Raw genomic sequence first — 18,506 nt, forward strand, 5'->3', positions numbered from 1 at the left:
ATCGTGCCTTTCGGCCGGTCAGAATTGATACCGTGCGGCGATCAGGGCCTGTGCCGACAGGGCACTGGACAGGTCGCCGACCTGGAAGTGGTACAATCCAACCGACGCGGTTGTTCCGAGCCGACCGAAGTTGCGGTAATAGCTGGCGGTCGACCCCAGCGATACCACGTCCTCGGCCCCCGCCAACCTAGAGACGTAATAGTTAACGAAGCCATTCACGTTAAGCCCCGAATTGGGACCGAAGGCGCGGCCGAGGAAAATCTGGCCGTAATAGCTGTCGTCCTCCACGCCCGAGACGATCAGGCCCGGAGCCCCGTCCGGCGCGAACAGGCGTCGGCTGGTATAGCCCAGCCCCGCCCCCAGCGTGGAGCGTCCCCGCTGATAGGACACCGCCATGTCCAGACCGCGCGCGCGATAGACGGCGGTCTGCACCGATTGCAGCGCGTCGTTCAGGCACCCGCCCGGCGACGCCCCCCCCGCCGAAAAGGTGCAGCCGTTGAACTGCTGCGCAAATACGTCGCGCGTCTCGACGAAATTGGTCGGCAGGTTGGACAGCCCGTTGCGCAGCTGGCGGCCAAAGGTCTGGATGCCGTCATACACCGCCGCCTGGAACACGATGTCGCGTGCCGCCTGATAGCGCGCCATGCCGGTGACGCTGAGCGAGCCGTAACGCTCGCCGACATGCGCTTCGACCGAGGTACGGCGATCGGGCCGCCAGATCACGCCCGCGTCGTAATAGACGCCGTCCGTGCGATAGGCGATCCGGCGCGGCCCCGTGGGATTGGTGATGAAGCGGCCCTGGCTGTCGACCAGCGGGCGTCCGGCGGCATCCACCTCGGGATCGCGCTGGCTCGATTCGATCCGCTCGTAACCGACACCGGCGGTCAGCGCGACATAGGGCGAAATCGGCTTCAGCACGTCGCCGCGCACGAACCAGCCCTCGTAACGCTGCGAAAGTTGCCCGGCATCGTCGCGCTCATAGGCGGCGTTGGCAGACAGGCCGACCGGCGCGATCGATCCGGGCCGTGCCGTGGCGCTGACGGTGGCGACGTGGTTCAAACTGTCGCGGAAATAGTCGAGCCGGGGCTGATCTGCCGCCACGCTGCCCAGACCCGGCGTCTCGGCACGGGTATAGCCCAGCCGGTAATTCGCGCCGATCTGCACCGGCCCCGCCCGCGTGGTCAGCGAAGGCCCGGCGAAGACCGAATAGATTTGCGAGATGTTGGCGATATTGCCGACCAGCACGCCGGGCGCCTCGCCGCGAATGTCGGCGCGCGTCCGTGTCGCCAGCGCCCCGGCCTCCAGCCGCAAATCGGGCGTGACGGCATAGGAGCCCCTCGCCAGCCCGCTATGGATATCCCCGCCGATGGCCCGGTCGCCCCAGCCGATACGGTGTTCGTAGCGATAGCTGACCTGCCCCTGCGCCCGCGCGGTCTGCACCTCGGCATTCACGCCCGCCGCCAGCGTCGTATAGGTAACGGCATCGCCGCGTGTCAGATCGGCAACCAGGCCCTGCCCGACCTCGACATAAGGGGCCAGATGCGCGCGGCGACGCTGCGGCACATTGGCACGCGCCCCGCGCCCATTGTCGCCCCGATCGGCGGCGGACGGCTCGGTAGAGCCATCGCCTTGCGCCGTGGATGCGGCACCACCCGCGACCGGCACGCCCTGAGCCTGTGCAAAAAGCGCACTCGGCCAGGCGGCCAGCACCCAGACCAGACCGACAAGGACGGGCCGCGTCACCGTCACGGCGCGCCGTCCTTGCCATATTTGCCGTAATAGCCGAACCGGCGGCTGCCCGGCACGAAGGCGACGCTGTTCAGCACCAGCTGGATATGGTCGCACGCATCGAGCAGCGCGACCGCGGCGGTGACTTCGCTTTCGGGCGTACGGTCCGCGCGGACGACCATCATCACCTGCCCGGCCAGCATCGCCAGCACCGAGGCGGGGGACGCCGCCAGCACGGGCGGCGAGTCGAAGATCACCAGACGGCGGGGATTGGCCGACAACAGCCGCTGCACGACCGCGCGGGTACGGGCCGAGGCGAGCAACTCGGTATCGTTGGCGGTCCGGGTGCCGCAGGGCAGCACCGCCAGATGCGGCACGTCGGTGCGCATCACCAGCGATTCGACATCGATGCTGCCATCGACCACCGCATCGAGCAGCCCCGGCCCTTCGTTCAGGCCCAGCCGCCCCAGCACATCGGGCTTGGCGACATCGGCGTCGATCAGCAACACCTCGGTATCGCGCTCCGCCGCCAGCGACAGGGCGAGGTTCACCGAGCAGAAGGTCTTGCCGTCCTGCGGCCGGGCCGAGCAGACCAGCACGACCCGCGCCTTGTCCTCGTCGCCGCCCTCGACCAGCCGCTGGCTGGTGATGATCAGCTGGCGCTTGACCAGCCGGAACTCCTCGGCCAGCGGGCCGATCGGCGCGCCGGGCACGATCATGCCGTTTTCCGCCAGCATCGCGCGGTCGACCATCGCGACGTCGGAAAAGCCCGGACTATATTCGGTCGCCAGAAACTCGTCGTCGCCCGGCTGTGCAAGGAATTCCGCTGGAATGCCGCTCAGCGAGGGATCGAACGGGGGATGATCGACGAAGGGCGGCTCGGGGTCGTCATAAGCCACCGGGCCCGGCGGCGCAGCGTCGATTGGAGAGGCGTCGACTGGCAGGGCGTCGATCGGCGGGGCCTCGACCGGCGGGGCGGGCGGCGTCCGTTCCGGTTCCTCGGCCAGCGGTGTGGGCGCGGGCGCGGGCGCGTCGGGCACGTCACGCACCCCGGGCACACGCACATAGGACTGGAAATCATAGACGTTCGCCGCGCGTTCGAGCAGCGACGGTTCCCGGCGGGGTCTAGTGGGTTTCACGTTTTCGTTCACGCGGCCATTCCCCGCTGCAATAGCTCGATAACCAGGACCAGCCCATAGGCCGCGCCCAGCGCCGCCGTCCCGCCGAGGAACAGTTTCAGCCGCTGCGCCCGCGCCGTCGCCTGGCCGCGCGTCACGACCTCGCCGATCGCGCCGATCACCGGCATGCCCATCGTCCGCTGAAGCGATTGCGGGGTGGTGAAGGTCTGACGCAGCTTCGACAGGGCAAAGGCCGAACCCACGCCCAGACCCAGCCCGGCGGCGAAGACTCCGGTCAGGAGCAGCAGGCGATTGGGTGCGCTCGGTGCGCGCGGATAGGTCGGCGGATCGATCACGCTGAACCGCATCGAGTCGGTCTGGTTCTGCGCCTGACCGCGCAGGGCCACCTGCTCACGCTGCCGCAACAACTGGTCGTAACTGTCTTTCAGAACTTGATAATCGCGGTCGATCGCACCTTGCGCAGCGGCCGCCTCGGGATCGGTCGCCAGGCTGGCGTTCAGCCGGTCGAGGTCGTTCTGCAACTGGCTCTTGCGGATTTTCAGGCTGGCGAGCTGCGACTGTTTCTCCGCCGCCATCGACTGGAGCGACATGTAGAGCGGATTGGGCTGCCCCCCCGCCACGCCCCCGGCGGGCTCGGCCTTGGCCGCGGCCTGTGCGGCGGCCAGCTGGTTGCGTAGCGCGATCACGTCCGGATGGTTTTCGGTATAGCCGCGCGCGCGGGCATCGGCGAGCTGGCCCTGAAGCGTCGCCAGCCGCGCCCGCGCCGGGCCGACCGCCGCGCCGCCGCCTTCGCTGACCGTGCGCGGGGTGCCGGCCAACTGGCCCTGAACCGCCGCAAAACTGGACTGCGCCGCCGCCAGATCGCTGTCGACCTGCGCCATCTGCGAACGGGCCAGGCCGATCCGGTCGGCGACCGATCCGCTGCCCGGCAGGCCGCCCGCGAACTGGTTCAGATACTGGGCGCGCTTGGCCTCGGCGATCTGGAGCTGTTTCTGGCGTTCGCTCAACTGCTTGTCGAGGAAGGTCAGGCTCTGATTGGTGGTGTTGCGATCGCCGAGCAGGTTCGACTCGACGAAGATGTCGATCAGCTTCTGCGCGACCTGCTGCGCCAGCTTGGGGCTGGACTGGGTGACAGTCAGCTGGAAGATGGTGTCCTGCTGGTTCTCGATCTTGATCGACTGCGCCAGCTGGGCGACCCGCGCGGCGACATCGGCGTCGCTCGACACCGTGCTGGCCAGATCGGTGCCGCGCACGACCTTTTGCAGGTTAATCGCCGAAATCAGCGTCTGACGGACCCGGTCGACCGAATCCATCTGGCTGTTCGGCCCGGTCGACATGCCGTCGGGCAGGATTTGCGAATTCTGGACCGCGATGCGCGCGCGGGATTCATATTTGCTGGGAATCTGGGCGACGAACAGCCACCCCAATATGCATACCGCCCATGCCACCGCCAGCGCCAGCCAGCGGCGTATCCATATCGCATGGAGGGCGATCCGGATCTCGTCCTGAATACTCGACACGCGCCCGCTGCCTCAGAACATCGATTCGGGGATGATGATGACGTCGCCCGGCTCCAGCCGGACATTCGCCGTCGAATCCCCCTTGCGGAGCAGATCGTTGATCTGAAGCGCATATTCGCGCTGCTTGCCGGTCTCGCGGTCGGTGCGCACCAGCTTGGCCTTGTTGCCCGCCGCGAACTGGTTCAGCCCGCCCACCGCGATCATCGCGTCGAGCAGCGTCATATTGGCGCGGTAGGGGATGGAGGCGGGCCGCTCGGTCGCGCCGACGATCCGCACCTGCTGGCTGTAGGTGCCCGAGAAATTCTCAACGATCACCGACACGATCGGGTTGGAGACATATTCGGACAGCGCCTTTTTCAGGTCGTCCTGCAACATGGCGGGCGTCTTGCCGACGGCGGGCATGTCGTTGACCAGCGGCGTGGTGATGCGGCCGTCGGGGCGCACCTGCACCTTGGTCGACAGGTCCGGGTTGCGCCACACGAAGATGTTCAGGGTATCCAGCGGGCCGATGACATATTCCTCGCCCGGCTGTTCCTTGCGCGCGACATAACCGGCCGAGGGCAGCTCGGTCTTGGTCCCCGCCGTCGAACAGGCGGTCAGCGTCGAGGCGCAAAGGCCTGCGATCAAGAGGGGGCGGGCGAACGATGCCATGCGAATGGTACTCCTGAACCCCTCCTCTCCCAGGATACGGAGACGAAAGGCAAATTGCGCAATGTCGCTATGCCACCCAAGAGGTGAACAGAGCGTTATGCCGGTGCGCCGAGCGTCTCAGCAGCGGGGGGATGGCCCAGAAACGCCGAAGGGCTGGCGGTGGCTCCATAGGCCCCGGCCAGAAACACCGCGACGATATCGCCGACCTGCGCCACCGGCAGCGCGACCCGGTCTCCCAACCGGTCGAGCGGGGTGCAGAGCGGCCCCACGACCGACACCGTCTCCACCGGCTCGGCCCCCATCGCATGGGCGACCGCCAGCGGATAGTTGCGCCGGACGACGGTGCCGAAATTGCCGCTGGCCGCCAGCTGGTGGTGCAGCCCGCCGTCGAGGATCAGGAAGGTCTCTCCCCCGCTTTCCTTGCGATCGATCACGCGCGCCAGATAGACGCCCGCCTCGGCGACCAACCAGCGGCCGAGTTCGATCGCGAAACGGCTGTCGCCCAGAATGGCGGGCCGTTCCGCCAGCGCCTGCTCCAGCGCCGCCCCGACCGTCTCGACAGGCAGCGGCTTGTCGCCTGCGAAATAGGGCACGCCGAACCCGCCGCCCAGATTGACCAGTGGCGGCGTCGCCCCCGCTCCGTCCGCCAGCCGCGCGGCAAGCGCGATGGTCGCCCCTTGCGTGTCGATGATCGCCTGCGGATCGAGCGCCTGGCTGCCCGCATAGATGTGGAAACCGCGCCAGTCGGCCCCCGCCGCGATCAGCTCGCGGACCAGTGCGGGCACCCGCTCGGCATCGATGCCGAAGGGCGAAGGTCGCCCGCCCATCTTCATGCCCGAGCCACGCAGTTCGACATCCGGGTTGACCCGGACCGCCAGACGAGGACGCATGCCCAGCCCGTCCGAGATGGCGAGCGCACGCCGCGCCTCGCCCTCCGACTCCAGGTTGATCGTCACGCCCGCGCGGATCGCGGCGGTCAGTTCGGCATCGCGCTTGCCGGGGCCTGCGAAACTGACCGGCTTGCCCAGCGGCGCGACCTTGGCCAGTTCGCCCGCCGAAGCGACGTCGAACCCGTCGACCATCGCCGCCATCGCCGCCAGCAACGGCACGAAGGGATTGGCCTTGATCGCATAGTGAAGGTCGATCGACGGGAATGCCGCGCGAAACCGCGCGACGCGGCTGGCGACGATAGCCGGGTCATAGACGAAGACCGGCCCTTCCCTGCCCTCCATCCACGTCTCGGCGCTCCGCCCGGCGATGGTCAGCGCGCCGGTCTGGGCGGCGAATTCGGGGGGGATCGGCCCCATCGGCTTCATGACGTTCTATCCTTCTCGGCCCAATCCCGGCGCAGCGCGGCGCGGTCGAGCTTGCCATTGGCGTTGCGGGGCAGCGCGTCGGCCCAGGCGATGTGCGACGGCTGCATGAAATTGGGAAGGTCGCGCTTCAGCCGCGCGCGCAAGCTTGGCTCGCGAACGGGATCACCGGCGAGGATCAGGACGATCGCCTGCCCCTGCGCTTCGTCGGCGATGCCGAAAGCGACCGCCTCATGCGCCTCGCCACCGGCCAGCACGGCTTCCTCGACCTCCTGCGGGCTGATCCGATTGCCGGAGACCTTAATCATCTCGTCATCGCGGCCGACGAAGCGGAGCAGGCCGTCCGCCCCCTCGACCGCCGTATCGCCCGACCAGACCGCGCGCGCATGATCCGGCGTCGGGCGGAAACGCTGTGCCGTCCGCTCGGCATCGCACCAATAGCCCTGCGCGACGAGCGGCCCGGCATGGACCAGCTCGCCCGGCTCGCCCGGTTCGGCCCGGCTGCCATCGGGGCGCAGAACCATCACCTCGGCAAAGGGAATGGCGCGGCCGATCGCATCGGGATGCGCGTCGATCAGCGCAGGGTCGAGATAGGTCGAGCGAAACGCCTCGGTCAGGCCGTACATCGCATAAAGATCCGCCGCCGGGAACACGGCCCGCAGCCCCCGCACCAGTCGCGGCGTCAGTGCCCCGCCCGAATTGGTCAGTCGCCGGATCGAGGCGACCGCCTCTTCGGGCCAGTCGATACCCAGCAACTGCGTCCAGAGCGGCGGCACCCCCGCCAGCGTCGTCGCGCCGTAACGCACGACCGCCTTCACCACGTCACGCGGGGTCAGATAGTCGAGCGGCGCGACCGCGCCCCCCGCGACCCAGGTCGAGAAAAGCTGGTTCTGGCCATAGTCGAAGCTGAAGGGCAGGACACCGAGCACCCGGTCGTCGGGTGTCAGCTTCAGATACTGCGCGACCGATATCGCGCCATACCAGAGATTGGCATGGCTCAGCATCACCCCCTTGGGGCGACCGGTCGAGCCGGAGGTATAGAGGATCGCCGCCAGCGAATCCGTCTCTGCGGTCGAACGGGGCAGCGCATCGCCCTGTCCGGTCTCGGTCATCACCGCCACGCCGCCGGGCACGTCACCATCCTCCAGCGTCGCGGCGCGGGGGCCATGGGTCAGCAGCATCGCCGCCCCGCTATCGGACAGGATATGCGCGACCTGTGCGCGTTTCAGCAGCGGATTGATCGGCACATGCACCAGCCCGGCGCGCGGTGCGGCCAGCGGCATCAGCGCGGATTGCCACGTCTTGGGCAGCCACGTCGCCACCCGAGCGCCGGGGGCGAAGCCCTGTGCCGCCAGCCATCCGGCCAGCCGCGCAACCGCCTCCTCCGCCTCGGCAAAGCTCAGCCCGCCCTCGCGGTCGAGCAACGCCGGGGCATCGCCCGCCCCGCGCAAGGCATGGTCGATCGGATACGCGGACGGATCGATGGTCATCGCGCCATCTATCAGTGCGGACACGGCAAAGTCGAGCGGGCGCCCCGCAGTCGCGGAAGCAACCAGCGCCGAGAGTGGAAACCGGGCGCCAGCCCTCCCCCAACCCCCTCCCGCCTGCGGGAGGGGGTTCTGCCTCGCCGTGCGCTTGCCCCAAACCTCTCCCCTGCCGCAGGCGGGAGGGGCCGGGGGGAGGGCGTGGGTCTCATGCTCTTTCCCCAAATCCCACACCCGAACCGGCCGCAACCAACCAGCGTCAGGACGGGAAACCGAGCGCCTCCCCTCCCCCAACCCCCTCCCGCCTGCGGGAGGGGGCTTTGCATGGCCGTGCGCTCGCCCCAAACCTCTCCCCTCCCGCAGGCGGGAGGGGTCGGGGGAGGGCATGGGTCTCCTGCACTTTCCCCAAAGCCCACACCCGAACCGGCCGCGACCAACCCGCGTCAGGACAGGGAACCGGGCGCCTCCCCTCCCCCAACCCCCTCCCGCCTGCGGGAGGGGGCTTTGCCTGGCCGTGCGCTTGCCCCCCACCTCTCCCCTCCCGCAGGCGGGAGGGGCCGGGGGAGGGCATGGGTCTCATGCTCTTTCCCCAAAGCCGACACCCGAACCGGCCGCAACCAACCAGCGTCAGGACAGGGAAACCGAGCGCCTCCCCTCCCCCCAACCCCCTCCCGCCTGCGGGAGGGGGCTTTGCCTGGCCGTGCGCTTGCCCCCCACCTCTCCCCTCCCGCAGGCGGGAGGGCTTGGGTGTCCGACGCTTGCCTAGACACCAAACGTCACGCCAACACCCGTTGCCCAACGCCCCCCACCGCACTAACGCTGTCGCAAACATTACAAAGAGCAGGGCGACAGGGTTTGGAACTCCAGACAAACGGGCAAGTGGAAGCGGCAGTGCGCGGCGTGCTGGCCGATGTGCTGGGTCTGTCGGCCGAGCGCGTAGACGGTTTCGACGCGGACACGCCGCTGTTCGGTGCGTTGCCCGAGCTGGACTCGATGGCGGTCGCGGGCGTGCTGACCGAGTTGGAGGATCGCCTGGGCATCCTGATCGAGGATGACGAGGTCGACGGCGAGATGCTGGAGACGTTCGGCCAGCTGGTCGCCTTCGCGCAATCCAAGGCGGGCGCTTGATCGACTATTATGACTGGCCCGGCGGGCGTGAGGCGATATTGCGCTTCGGCCCGGCGCAGGGACCGGTCGTGCTGGTTGCATTGCCCTTCTGGGAGGAAGCGAACCGAACGCGCAGCGTAGCCGTCGCGATGCTGCGGCGGCTGGCCGATCACGGCATCGGCGGTGCGCTGCCCGACTGGCCGGGCACGGGCGAGAGCCTGATCCCCACCGAGAATGCCAGCATCCTGCAATGGCGCGACGCGCATCAGGCGGCGGCCGAGGCGCTGGGCGACCGGCCCTGTTACGCCGTATCGATCCGGGGCGGCGCGCTGGTCGACGGCTTCGCGCTGCTGGCCGGGCGCTGGCACCTGACGCCGATGACGGGCGAAGCGGTGCTGCGCGACGTGATACGCGTGCGCGCGGCGGCCGGGCTGCGCGGCGACGAGCATGGCGTGTTCGGCGCGGAGTCGCCGGTCCGGGTCGCGGGCAACCGGGTCTCCCCGCATTTCCTTGCCGGGCTGGCGGGGGCCGAACTCCACGACCAGCCGGGGGTGCCGCGCCGCGTCGTGCGGCTGGGCCATGACCGTGCCCCCGCCGACCGCGTGATCGATGCGGTCCCGCTCTGGCGCCGGGCCGAGCCGCAGGAAGATCCCGCACTCGCCGCCCTGCTGGCCGAGGATATCGCGCAGTGGATCGCGTCATGCGAAGGCTGATCTCCTTTCCCTGCGAGGGCGCGACGCTGATCGGCACGCTGGACGAAGCGGACCGCGACACCGGCCTGATGATCGTCTCCGGCGGCAACGAGCCACGCATGGGCGCGCACCGGGGCCAGGCGATGCTGGCGGCACGGATCGCGGCCCATGGCTATCCGGTATTCCGCTTCGACCGGCGCGGTGTCGGCGACAGCGAGGGTGCCAATGGCGGCTGGGAGGCGAGCGGCCCCGATATCGCCGCCGCCGTCGACGCCTTTGCCGATGCCGCGAACCTGAGCCGGATCGTCGGCTTCGGCAATTGCGATGCCGCCGCCGCGCTGGCGATGTTCGGCGCGGAGGCCGGGTTCGGCAAGGTCCTGCTCTCCAACCCGTGGTTGTCGGAGGAGCCCGACGCGCTGCCCCCCGCCGCCGCGATCCGCCGCCATTATGCAAAGAAGCTGCTCAACCCGGCCGAATGGCTGCGGCTGGCGCGGGGCGCGGTCGATCTGGGCAAGCTACGCCAGGGGCTGACCAAGATCGCCGCCGCCCCCTCGCCCCTCGACGCGACCGCCGCACCGCTGATCCGCGCGATCCATGGCTGGGCCGAGGATGCGGCGATCATCGTGGCGCAGGGCGATGCGACCGGCGTCGCCTTCCGCGCCGCTGCACGCGGGCACGGCTTTGCCATCGAGACGCTAGCAACGGACTCGCACAGCTATGCCGATGCGATGGACGCGCTGGAAAAGGTGATCCTCGATCATCTGGCACGGGCCGGATCGGACGGAGCGACGCCTTTGCACGACGGGGACACGGAACTCGAAAATACAGATTAACGCGTTTTAAGATCAGGATTTTTTCCGGAACGCCTCCCTGCCCCGCCCATTGGATGGGGCAAGGAGAGACGGTCCATGAACGAACGCCCTACCCCACCCCAGCCCGAACAACAGCAGGACATGCCCGGCCAGACCGAGGCGATGGACCCGCGCCCCGACCATGGCGAGCATAGCTATGTCGGCCATGGCAAGCTGACCGACAAGAAGGCGATCATCACCGGCGCGGACAGCGGCATCGGCCGCGCGGTCGCCATCGCCTTTGCCCGCGAGGGCGCGGACGTCGTGATCTCGTACCTGTCCGAAGACGAAGACGCCGCCGAGACCCAGCGGCTGGTCGAACAGGCGGGCCGCAAGGCGCTGCTGATCCCCGGCGATGTCAGCGATCCGGCGCATTGCCGCACCATCGTCGAGCGCGCCGTCCAGACGTTCGGCCGGGTCGACATCCTGGTGAACAACGCTGCGCACCAGGCGAGCTTCCAGGCGGTCGAGGACATCAGCGACGAGGAGTGGGAAATCACCTTCGCCACCAACATCCATGCGATGTTCTATCTGGTGAAGGCCGCGCTGCCGCACATGGGCGAAGGCGCGTCGATCATCAACACGACCTCGATCAACGCCGACAAGCCCAACCAGCAGTTGCTCGCCTATGCGACGACCAAGGGCGCGATCCACAATTTCACCGCCGGGCTGGCCCAGATGCTCGCCGAGCGCAACATCCGGGTCAATGCGGTGGCACCGGGCCCGGTCTGGACCCCGCTGATCCCCTCCACCATGCCGCCCGAGGCGGTGAAGAGCTTCGGCGAACAGACGCCGATGGGGCGCGCCGCGCAACCCGCCGAACTCGCCCCCCCTTACGTCCTGCTGGCGAGCGGGGAGGCCAGCTACATCAGCGGCGCGACCATCCCCGTCACCGGCGGCACCCCCTTCCTCTGATCCTCAACGCGAAGGAGCGATGATCCATGGCTACCCTACCCAATGACGTCGTCGCGGCGGTGTTCGTCGCCGGGCTGAAGAACGCCCATGCCGTCGAGCATCAGGCGCTGGCGCTGATCGACCGGCAACTCGATCACCTGTCCAACTATCCGGATGTCGCCGATCACCTGCGGATGCATCGGGGCGAAACCGAACAGCAGATCGTCCGGCTGGAGGACATATTGGACGGCTTCAACGAGAGCCGCTCGATGCTGAAGGACGCGGCGCTCAGCTTCTCGGGCAATATGGCGGCGCTGGGCCACACCTTCGCGCCCGACGAAATCCTGAAGAACAGCTTTGCGAACTTCGCCTTCGAGAATTTCGAGGCGGCCAGTTACAAGTCGCTCATCACCATCGCCGATGTCGGCGGCTTCGGCAGCGCCACGCCGCTGCTCACCCAGTCGCTGAACGAGGAACTGTCGATGGCGGCCTGGGTCGACGAGAACAACGCCGCGCTGACCCGCCGCTATCTCGAACGGCGCGCGGCGGGTGAAACCGCCAGCCACTGATTTCCCCCCATCACCGACCCAGCCCCATCTCCGACCAAGCGAGGCCGATCATGTATTATCACGACAAACGCCTGCAATATCCCGTCCGCTGTGAAAGCCCCGACCCCTTGTTCGCGCGTATGCTGCAACAGGCGATCGGCGGCGTGGAGGGCGAGATCCGCGTCTGCATGCAGTATTTCTTCCAGGCCTGGGGCAACCGTGCCCCGACGCCCAAATACCGCGACATGCTGCTCCACACCGCCACCGAGGAGATCGGGCATATCGAGATGCTGGCGACCGCCGTCGCGCTCAATCTCGACAAGGCCCCCGCCTCGCTTCAGGAAGAGGGCGCGGCGGACGGCATCGTCGGTGCGGTCATGGGCGGCGGCAATGCACGGCATGCGATCGAGGGAACGCTGCACAAGCATATCCTGTCGACCGGGCTGGCGGCGCATCCATCGGACTCGGACGGCGTGCCGTTCGACATGAGCCATATCTATGCCAGCGGGAACATCGCCGCCGACATGTACTGCAACGTCGCCGCCGAAAGCACCGGCCGCGTGCTGGCGACCCGCCTCTACAATGCCGCGCATGATCAGGGCATGAAGGACATGCTCCACTTCATGATCGCGCGCGACACCATGCACCAGGAGCAATGGCTGGCCGTGATCGAGGAACTGGGCGAACAGGCGTCGCTACCCATCCCCAACTCCTTCCCGCAAGCGAAGGAGAGCCAGGATCACAATTACGACTTCTTCGTCACCTCGGTCGACGGCACCTATCCCGAAGGCCGCTGGACCCAGGGACCGAGCGTCGACGGCAGGGGCGAGTTCACCGTGTTCCGCAACGAACCCATGGGCGAGGAACCGGTCCTCGGCCCGGCACGCCCCGACAGTGGCGCCCAGGCCGAACAGATCGGCGAGCGGCCGGTCGCGTAGGCCAGTACATTCCTCCCCTTGCAGGGGAGGAATAAAGGACCGCCCCGGGCCGCATGGTCCGGGGCGGTCTTCGCGTCAGGCCCCGACCGGCATCGTCTTGCCCGTCGTGCGATCCAGCGCCCGCGCGGTCAGCACGTCGAGCGCGGTGGCGAAGGCCACGAACCCGATCGCACCCCAGACCGCCTTCTCGCGCGGCGAACGACGCGCGGAGACGGCCAGAGTCCCCAGATCGAGCAGATCGCCCATCACCCGGTTCCACACCCGCGCCGAATGGGCAGGCGCCTGGACCAGCCCGACCCCGGCGGCGACCTCGCGCACGCCATAGGCTTTGACGGTCCCTGCCCCGCCCGGCACCGACAGGCGCTCGGCGATGCGGCGGGAGGCAAGCAGTTCGGCGGCTCCCAAGGCGAGCGAGAACAGGCCAAGGCCCAGACTGACGGATTTGGCGTTCATGATGGTTCCTCCATGGCTGTCATGCGTCAAAAGCCAACGTGAACACGCCAGTGACGGTCCACAAATCCACCCAGATCAATCAGTTGCCGGCACTGACACAGCAGGCGGAAGCGCTTTGCCCGCCAAATCCGGCTCTTGCCTGCGCATTGCCACTCGGCCAGTCTGGCGCGATGATCCTCCCGCTCTTGCTCGCCGCCGCCGCGACGCCCGCCGCCGCTCCCTCCCCCGCCCGGCTGAAGGCCGATGTCGAAGCCCTGGTCGGCTTCGGCACGCGTCACACCGCCTCCACCACCACCGATCCCAAGCGCGGCATCGGCGCGGCGCGCGACTGGGCGGCCAAGCAATTCGAGACGATCGGCCAGGGCTGTAACGGCTGCATCACCGTGGAGCGGATCAATCGCCGCTTTACCGGCCCGCGCGCGCCGAACGGCGTGATGGTCGAGGATGTGCTGGGCATCCAGCGCGGGCGCGACCCGAACCGTGTGGTCATCGTCGGCGCGCATATCGACAGCCGCGTCACCGATGTGATGGACGCGACCTCGGACGCGCCGGGTGCCAATGACGACGCCTCGGGCGTGGCGCTGGTGCTGGAAGCCGCGCGCCATCTGTCGAAGCAGCAGTTCGACGCGACCATCGTCTATGCCGTCTTCTCGGGCGAGGAACAGGGATTGTGGGGCGCGACGCTGCTCGCCGACACAGCCCGGCTGCGCAATTGGCGCGTCTCGGCGATGCTCAACAACGATATCGTCGGCAATACGCTCGGCCAAGGCGGCGTGCGCGAGGCGCGCTGGGTCCGCGTCTTCTCCGAGGGCATCCGCGCCTCGGAAGACCTGCCGCAGCAGATCCAGCGCCGCGGCAATGGCGGCGAGGATGACGGCCCCAGCCGCGCGCTGGCCAAGGCGATCGACGGGGTGGCCGACAAGCTCGGTGGCCTCGACGTGTTCCTCGACCGGCGGCCCGACCGCTTCGGGCGCGGCGGCGATCACGAACCGTTCCTGAAGCTCGGCTATCCCGCCGTCCGCTTCTCGGTCGCCAACGAGGATTGGGACGCGCAGCACCAGGACCTGCGAAAGGAAGGGACGGTCGCGTTCGGCGACACCATCGACAAGATGGACTTCCCCTATCTGGCGAAGGTGACGGCGATCAACATCGCCACGCTGGGTCGTCTGGCCGCCGCCCCGGCCGCGCCGGACAAGGTGACGATCAGCGGCGCGCTATCCCGCGACACCCAGGTCGAATGGGCGGCGGTGCCCGGCGCGGTGCGTTACCGCGTCCACTGGCGGCGCAACGACACCGCCCAGTGGAGCGAGTCGCGCGACGTGACCGAGACGAAGACGGTGCTGACCCAGGTCCCGGTCGACGACCATTTCGTCGGCGTTTCGGCAGTGGCGGCGGACGGTGCGGAGAGCCTCGTCACCTTCGGCGGCCGCTGAACGGCGATCGGTCGGATATGAAAAGGATGCCGCCCCGCGGGAGAGTCGGAGCGGCATCCCGTTTTCCAGCCCGGCGTCTCTCGGGCTGAAATCCCCCCTGGGGGAAGGCGTCAGCGACGGACCAGCGTGCTGCGGACCCGCGCACGTCGTGGGGCAGAACGCACCACTTCGGTCGTGGTGGTCGTCGTCGTGGTAATGACAGGAGCGCTCTGTACCACAATCGTGGTAGCCGTGGGAGCCGGATAATAATAACCGTCCGCATAATAACCGGCTTGCGGAGGGGGCAGCATACCGGTCGTGCCCACCGTGGTCGTGGTGGTGACGGTCGTGCCGTCCCGCGTCACCACGCGCCGTCCCATGGCGGGCGGCGGCGGAGGCGGCGCATACGAATCCTGATAGCTGTAATCGTCATAGCCCGGCTCCACGCGCCGCCCATGATCCTCGGCCCGGTCGATGGCATAGCCCGCCGCCGCCCCGACGCCCGCACCGATCAGCGTACCGCCCAGGCGGTTTCCGCGCCCGGCGATCAGATTGCCCGCCACGCCGCCCGCGGCCGCACCGATCGCGGCGCCACCCAGCCCGTTATCGCGCCGAACGGGGGGCGGCGGGGGCGCATAGGGTCCGCCTGCATAGTCGGGCGTCCCGTCCCAGTTCACGCCGTACACGCTGTCATAGACCGACCCGCGCTGGTCGATCAGGACCGCATCGTCATAATAACGCGACCAGCGATAACCGACCGGCGGCTGCGGCAGGGTATAGACCGCCCAGTCCTCCACCCCGAAGCGTCGATCGGTCCAATAGGAGGGCACGGTCATGCCACGCACCGGGCGGCGATAGGCGGGCCAGCCGCCGGGCGCGTTCGCCCCGCCCCACCAGCGTCCGCCGACCCGGCTGCCCCAGCGGTTCCCCCGCGCGTCCGGTACGCCGACCGAGTCGGTCCGAACGACCGGCGTTGGCGCACGCATCGGCACGGGCGGCCGCTCGGGGGCGAAACCGGGACGGGGGTAGCTTGCCCCGGCCTGCGCCATGGCGGGCACGCTGGCGACCATGGAAAGGGTCAGGAGGATCAGGCGCGACGAGCTTCGCATGGCAAATATATTCCCCTGTTCAATACGGCGACACCCCCCTCAACGCCGAAACCGGAACAAGGTTTGATATCAGCGCCCTGCCCCCATCGATAGCGGCGCCGAAAGTCCCGAAACGGGTCAGCCCGCCATCGCCGCGAGGCGCGGGGCGAGCAGCGCCATCAGCGCCTCGCACCCCGTCTGATCCTCTTCGTCGAACCGGCCGGGCTCGGGGCTGTCGAGGTCGAGCACGCCGATCACCGTGCCGTCGAGCAGGACCGGCACGACCAGTTCGGACCGGCTGGCGGCATCACAGGCGATATGGCCGGGGAAAGCATGGACATCGGCCACGCGCTGCGTCCGCGCCTCGGCGACGGCCGTACCGCACACACCCTTGCCGACCGGAATGCGGATGCACGCCGCCTTGCCCTGAAACGGCCCGAGCACCAGCTCGCCACCGACCATACGGTAGAACCCGGCCCAGTTGAGATCGGGCAGATATTGCCAGATGAGCGAAGCGGCATTGGCCATGTTGGCGACCGCATCCCCCTCCCCGGCGGTCAACGCGTCGAGCGCGGCGTGGAGGTCCCGGTAAAGCTCCGCCTTCGATCCGGCGGCGATGTCGAACTGGTACATGGTGGGGGATGTAGGACGATGTGCGCCGTCCGTCATCCCCGGGCGATTGGTTTTGGTAGTGGTTTCCCGAGCCTATCGACACTCTTTCCCTCTCCCCTCAAAGAGGGGCGAGGGAAAAACGTGGCGCTATGGCTCGACCGATCAGAGCGCCAGATCGGGATGGCGGTTCGGGCTGACCCGCGTCGCTTCGGGGCGCGGCGCTTCCGTGGTCGAGGGTGCGCTGACCGGCGGCGGGGCGAGTGCGAGTTGCAGCGTCTCGGCGGTCGCCGCCCATTCATGCGCCAGCAGGTCGCGATCCTCGTTCAGCGCGGTGCCATAGCTAGGTACGATCTCGCGGATCTTGGCCTGCCAGGCCGGGGTCGCGAGGCGATCGGGGAACACCTTCTTGATCAGGTTGAGCATGATCGACGGCGCGGTCGAGGCGCCCGGCGACGCGCCCAGCAGCGCCGCGATCGAGCCGTCCTTCGACGCGACGATTTCGGTGCCCAGCTTCAGCACGCCGCCCTTTTCGGGGTCGCGCTTGATGATCTGCACCCGTTGCCCGGCCTGCCACAGCCGCCAGTCGCCGTCCTTGGCGTTCGGGAAATATTCCCGCAGCGCGTTCATCCGGTCTTCCTGGCTCATCATCAGCTGACCCGCCAGATATTCGACCAGCGAGAACTCGTCCCAGCCGACCGACAGCATCGGGCGGAAATTGTCGAGCGTCACCGACTTGGGCAGGTCGAAATAGGACCCTTCCTTCAGGAACTTGGTCGAGAAGGTGGCAAAGGGGCCGAACAACAGCACCTGCTTGCCGTTCAGATAGCGGGTGTCGAGATGCGGCACCGACATGGGCGGCGATCCGGTCGAGGCCTTGCCATAGACCTTGGCCATGTGGCGCTTGGCGATGGCGGGATTCTCGGTAACCAGGAACGATCCGCCGACCGGGAAACCGGCATAATCGTCACCCTCCGGAATGCCCGACTTCTGGAGGATGGGGAGCGCACCGCCGCCCGCGCCCGCAAAGACGAAGCGTGCGGTGATGATGCGCTTTTCGTCGGTCTTGCGATCGCGCGCGGTCACGCGCCAGCTGCCATCGGCATTGCGCTCGAGCGAGCGGACCTCATGGCCGGTGGTCAGCGTCACGCCCGGCTGCCCCTGAAGCGCGCGGATATATTGACGCGTCACCTCGCCCCATTCGCAATCGGTGCCCAGCACCGATCGGGTCGCGGCGATCTTCTGCCCCGCCTTGCGCCCCTCGATCATCAGCGGCACCCACCGGGCGATCTGGCGTGGATCGGTGGTGAACTCCATGCCCGAGAAGAGCGGGCTGGCGAGCAGCGCGGCATGACGCTTCTGGAGGAAGGCGACATTCTCGTCTCCCCACACCAGGTTCATGTGCGGGGTCGAGTTGATGAAGCTGCGCGGATTCTTCAGGACGCCGGTACGCAGCTGGTGGCTGAGGAACTGGCGCGTGACCTGGAACTGCTCGTTGATCTCGATCGCCTTCTTGATCTCGACCTTGCCGTCCGCTTCGTTGACCGGCGTATAGTTCAGCTCGCACAGCGCCGAGTGGCCGGTGCCCGCATTGTTCCAGCCGTTGGAGCTTTCCTCCGCCACCTTGTCCAGCCGCTCGACCAGCTCGATCGTCCAGCTCGGCTCCAGTTCGCGCAGGAGGACGCCCAGCGTCGCGCTCATGATGCCGCCGCCGATCAGAAGGACGTCGACCTTCTGCTCCGATCCCGCCGCTTCCGCCGCAAAGGGCGCGACCGCCGCCGTGCTGGCCGCCAGCGCGGAGCCCATCATCGCCCGCCGGGTGATCCCGCCCTGGCCAACCGCTTCGGGAGCGCGCGCCCGGCTGCGCTGGTTTCGATCGTCACTCTGCATGTTCGACGCCTTCTCGATTGGGGTCATCCGTGCTGTCGGCGACCGATGGTCGCGACGAACGGCATGGCCGCGATGTCCAAATCCGGGCGCCGCCCTTCCGCAAGCCGCGATCGCGCGAGCGGAAAAGCGGCCGCAACCGGCCTTCCGATCCTCACCCTAACGTTCGATTTCCATGTACCTGTCATCCCG

17 protein-coding genes are annotated in these 18,506 nt (G+C 68.1%); 7 read left to right on the forward strand and 10 right to left on the reverse strand.

Annotated elements, in window-relative coordinates; genetic code table 11:
- Positions 1–18: 18 nt before the first annotated feature.
- From ACQR50_RS11895 to ACQR50_RS11920, 6 genes are all read right to left on the reverse strand, one after another.
- Complete coding sequence (locus ACQR50_RS11895; RefSeq protein ID WP_428968479.1) at positions 19–1,749, reverse strand: hypothetical protein; 1,731 nt, start codon at positions 1,747–1,749, stop codon at positions 19–21.
- A complete protein-coding gene (locus ACQR50_RS11900; protein WP_428968480.1) occupies positions 1,746–2,867 on the reverse strand; it encodes an AAA family ATPase in 1,122 nt (373 codons plus the stop codon). Before ACQR50_RS11900 ends, ACQR50_RS11895 begins: the two co-directional genes overlap by 4 nt.
- Before the next feature lie 8 nt (positions 2,868–2,875).
- Entirely contained in the window at positions 2,876–4,387 is a 1,512-nt protein-coding gene (locus ACQR50_RS11905) for an XrtA system polysaccharide chain length determinant (protein ID WP_056434043.1), read from the reverse strand.
- A gap of 12 nt (positions 4,388–4,399) precedes the next feature.
- Entirely contained in the window at positions 4,400–5,044 is a 645-nt protein-coding gene (locus tag ACQR50_RS11910) for an XrtA/PEP-CTERM system exopolysaccharide export protein (protein WP_056434045.1), read from the reverse strand.
- Between the two features lie 89 nt (positions 5,045–5,133).
- Positions 5,134–6,354, reverse strand: coding sequence for a pyridoxal-dependent decarboxylase, exosortase A system-associated (locus ACQR50_RS11915; protein WP_428968481.1), 1,221 nt, complete (start codon positions 6,352–6,354; stop codon positions 5,134–5,136).
- Positions 6,351–7,841 (reverse strand): acyl-CoA ligase (AMP-forming), exosortase A system-associated, encoded by a 1,491-nt coding sequence (locus tag ACQR50_RS11920; protein WP_428968482.1) that lies wholly within the window; start codon positions 7,839–7,841, stop codon positions 6,351–6,353. The genes ACQR50_RS11915 and ACQR50_RS11920 overlap by 4 nt, the downstream gene beginning before the upstream one ends.
- 873 nt (positions 7,842–8,714) lie before the next feature.
- On the opposite strand from ACQR50_RS11920, the gene ACQR50_RS11925 reads away from it, so the two are divergent.
- From ACQR50_RS11925 to ACQR50_RS11950, 6 genes are all read left to right on the forward strand, one after another.
- A complete protein-coding gene (locus tag ACQR50_RS11925; RefSeq protein WP_428968483.1) occupies positions 8,715–8,963 on the forward strand; it encodes an acyl carrier protein in 249 nt (82 codons plus the stop codon).
- Positions 8,960–9,655, forward strand: a complete 696-nt coding sequence (locus tag ACQR50_RS11930; protein ID WP_428968484.1) for a hypothetical protein — start codon at positions 8,960–8,962, stop codon at positions 9,653–9,655. Before ACQR50_RS11925 ends, ACQR50_RS11930 begins: the two co-directional genes overlap by 4 nt.
- Positions 9,643–10,467: a hydrolase 1, exosortase A system-associated gene (locus tag ACQR50_RS11935; RefSeq protein ID WP_428968485.1), complete on the forward strand. Its 825-nt coding sequence runs from the start codon at positions 9,643–9,645 to the stop codon at positions 10,465–10,467. The genes ACQR50_RS11930 and ACQR50_RS11935 overlap by 13 nt, the downstream gene beginning before the upstream one ends.
- Positions 10,468–10,542: 75 nt before the next feature.
- Entirely contained in the window at positions 10,543–11,400 is an 858-nt protein-coding gene (locus ACQR50_RS11940; protein WP_076716881.1) for an SDR family oxidoreductase, read from the forward strand.
- 26 nt (positions 11,401–11,426) lie between these two features.
- Positions 11,427–11,948 (forward strand): ferritin-like domain-containing protein, encoded by a 522-nt coding sequence (locus tag ACQR50_RS11945; protein ID WP_056434062.1) that lies wholly within the window; start codon positions 11,427–11,429, stop codon positions 11,946–11,948.
- A gap of 50 nt (positions 11,949–11,998) precedes the next feature.
- Positions 11,999–12,865 carry a manganese catalase family protein gene (locus ACQR50_RS11950; protein ID WP_428968486.1) on the forward strand — a complete coding sequence of 289 codons (867 nt, stop codon included), beginning with the start codon at positions 11,999–12,001 and terminating at the stop codon, positions 12,863–12,865.
- A 75-nt stretch (positions 12,866–12,940) separates the two neighbouring features.
- On the opposite strand, the gene ACQR50_RS11955 is transcribed toward ACQR50_RS11950, so the two are convergent.
- A complete protein-coding gene (locus tag ACQR50_RS11955) occupies positions 12,941–13,318 on the reverse strand; it encodes a hypothetical protein (RefSeq protein ID WP_294243733.1) in 378 nt (125 codons plus the stop codon).
- Positions 13,319–13,488: 170 nt separating this feature from the next.
- Between ACQR50_RS11955 and ACQR50_RS11960 the strand changes: the two genes are divergently transcribed.
- A complete protein-coding gene (locus ACQR50_RS11960; protein ID WP_428968487.1) occupies positions 13,489–14,751 on the forward strand; it encodes a M20/M25/M40 family metallo-hydrolase in 1,263 nt (420 codons plus the stop codon).
- Positions 14,752–14,861: 110 nt separating this feature from the next.
- Here ACQR50_RS11960 and ACQR50_RS11965 read toward each other — a convergent pair whose 3' ends face one another.
- The 3 genes from ACQR50_RS11965 to mqo form a co-directional block, all read right to left on the reverse strand.
- Entirely contained in the window at positions 14,862–15,839 is a 978-nt protein-coding gene (locus tag ACQR50_RS11965; protein ID WP_428968488.1) for an RcnB family protein, read from the reverse strand.
- Positions 15,840–15,956: 117 nt separating this feature from the next.
- A complete protein-coding gene (locus ACQR50_RS11970; protein ID WP_428968489.1) occupies positions 15,957–16,451 on the reverse strand; it encodes a GAF domain-containing protein in 495 nt (164 codons plus the stop codon).
- A 141-nt stretch (positions 16,452–16,592) separates the two neighbouring features.
- On the reverse strand, positions 16,593–18,344 hold the full coding sequence (gene mqo / locus ACQR50_RS11975) for a malate dehydrogenase (quinone) (RefSeq protein ID WP_428968490.1): 1,752 nt from the start codon (positions 18,342–18,344) through the stop codon (positions 16,593–16,595).
- Between the last annotated feature and the right edge of the window lie 162 nt (positions 18,345–18,506).

It is taken from the genome of Sphingomonas sp. Xoc002, from assembly GCF_050408055.1.
GTDB lineage: Bacteria > Pseudomonadota > Alphaproteobacteria > Sphingomonadales > Sphingomonadaceae > Sphingomonas > Sphingomonas yabuuchiae.

Bases quoted from the DNA above. Each gene is read 5' to 3' on its own strand.
- ACQR50_RS11940 (WP_076716881.1), top strand. From the start codon at position 10,543: ATGAACGAACGCCCTACCCCACCCCAGCCCGAACAACAGCAGGACATG.
- mqo (WP_428968490.1), bottom strand. From the start codon at position 18,344: ATGACCCCAATCGAGAAGGCGTCGAACATGCAGAGTGACGATCGAAAC.
- ACQR50_RS11915 (WP_428968481.1), bottom strand. From the start codon at position 6,354: ATGAAGCCGATGGGGCCGATCCCCCCCGAATTCGCCGCCCAGACCGGC.
- ACQR50_RS11970 (WP_428968489.1), bottom strand. From the start codon at position 16,451: ATGTACCAGTTCGACATCGCCGCCGGATCGAAGGCGGAGCTTTACCGG.
- ACQR50_RS11945 (WP_056434062.1), top strand. From the start codon at position 11,427: ATGGCTACCCTACCCAATGACGTCGTCGCGGCGGTGTTCGTCGCCGGG.
- ACQR50_RS11965 (WP_428968488.1), bottom strand. From the start codon at position 15,839: ATGCGAAGCTCGTCGCGCCTGATCCTCCTGACCCTTTCCATGGTCGCC.
- ACQR50_RS11950 (WP_428968486.1), top strand. From the start codon at position 11,999: ATGTATTATCACGACAAACGCCTGCAATATCCCGTCCGCTGTGAAAGC.
- ACQR50_RS11960 (WP_428968487.1), top strand. From the start codon at position 13,489: ATGATCCTCCCGCTCTTGCTCGCCGCCGCCGCGACGCCCGCCGCCGCT.
- ACQR50_RS11935 (WP_428968485.1), top strand. From the start codon at position 9,643: ATGCGAAGGCTGATCTCCTTTCCCTGCGAGGGCGCGACGCTGATCGGC.
- ACQR50_RS11955 (WP_294243733.1), bottom strand. From the start codon at position 13,318: ATGAACGCCAAATCCGTCAGTCTGGGCCTTGGCCTGTTCTCGCTCGCC.
- ACQR50_RS11920 (WP_428968482.1), bottom strand. From the start codon at position 7,841: ATGACCATCGATCCGTCCGCGTATCCGATCGACCATGCCTTGCGCGGG.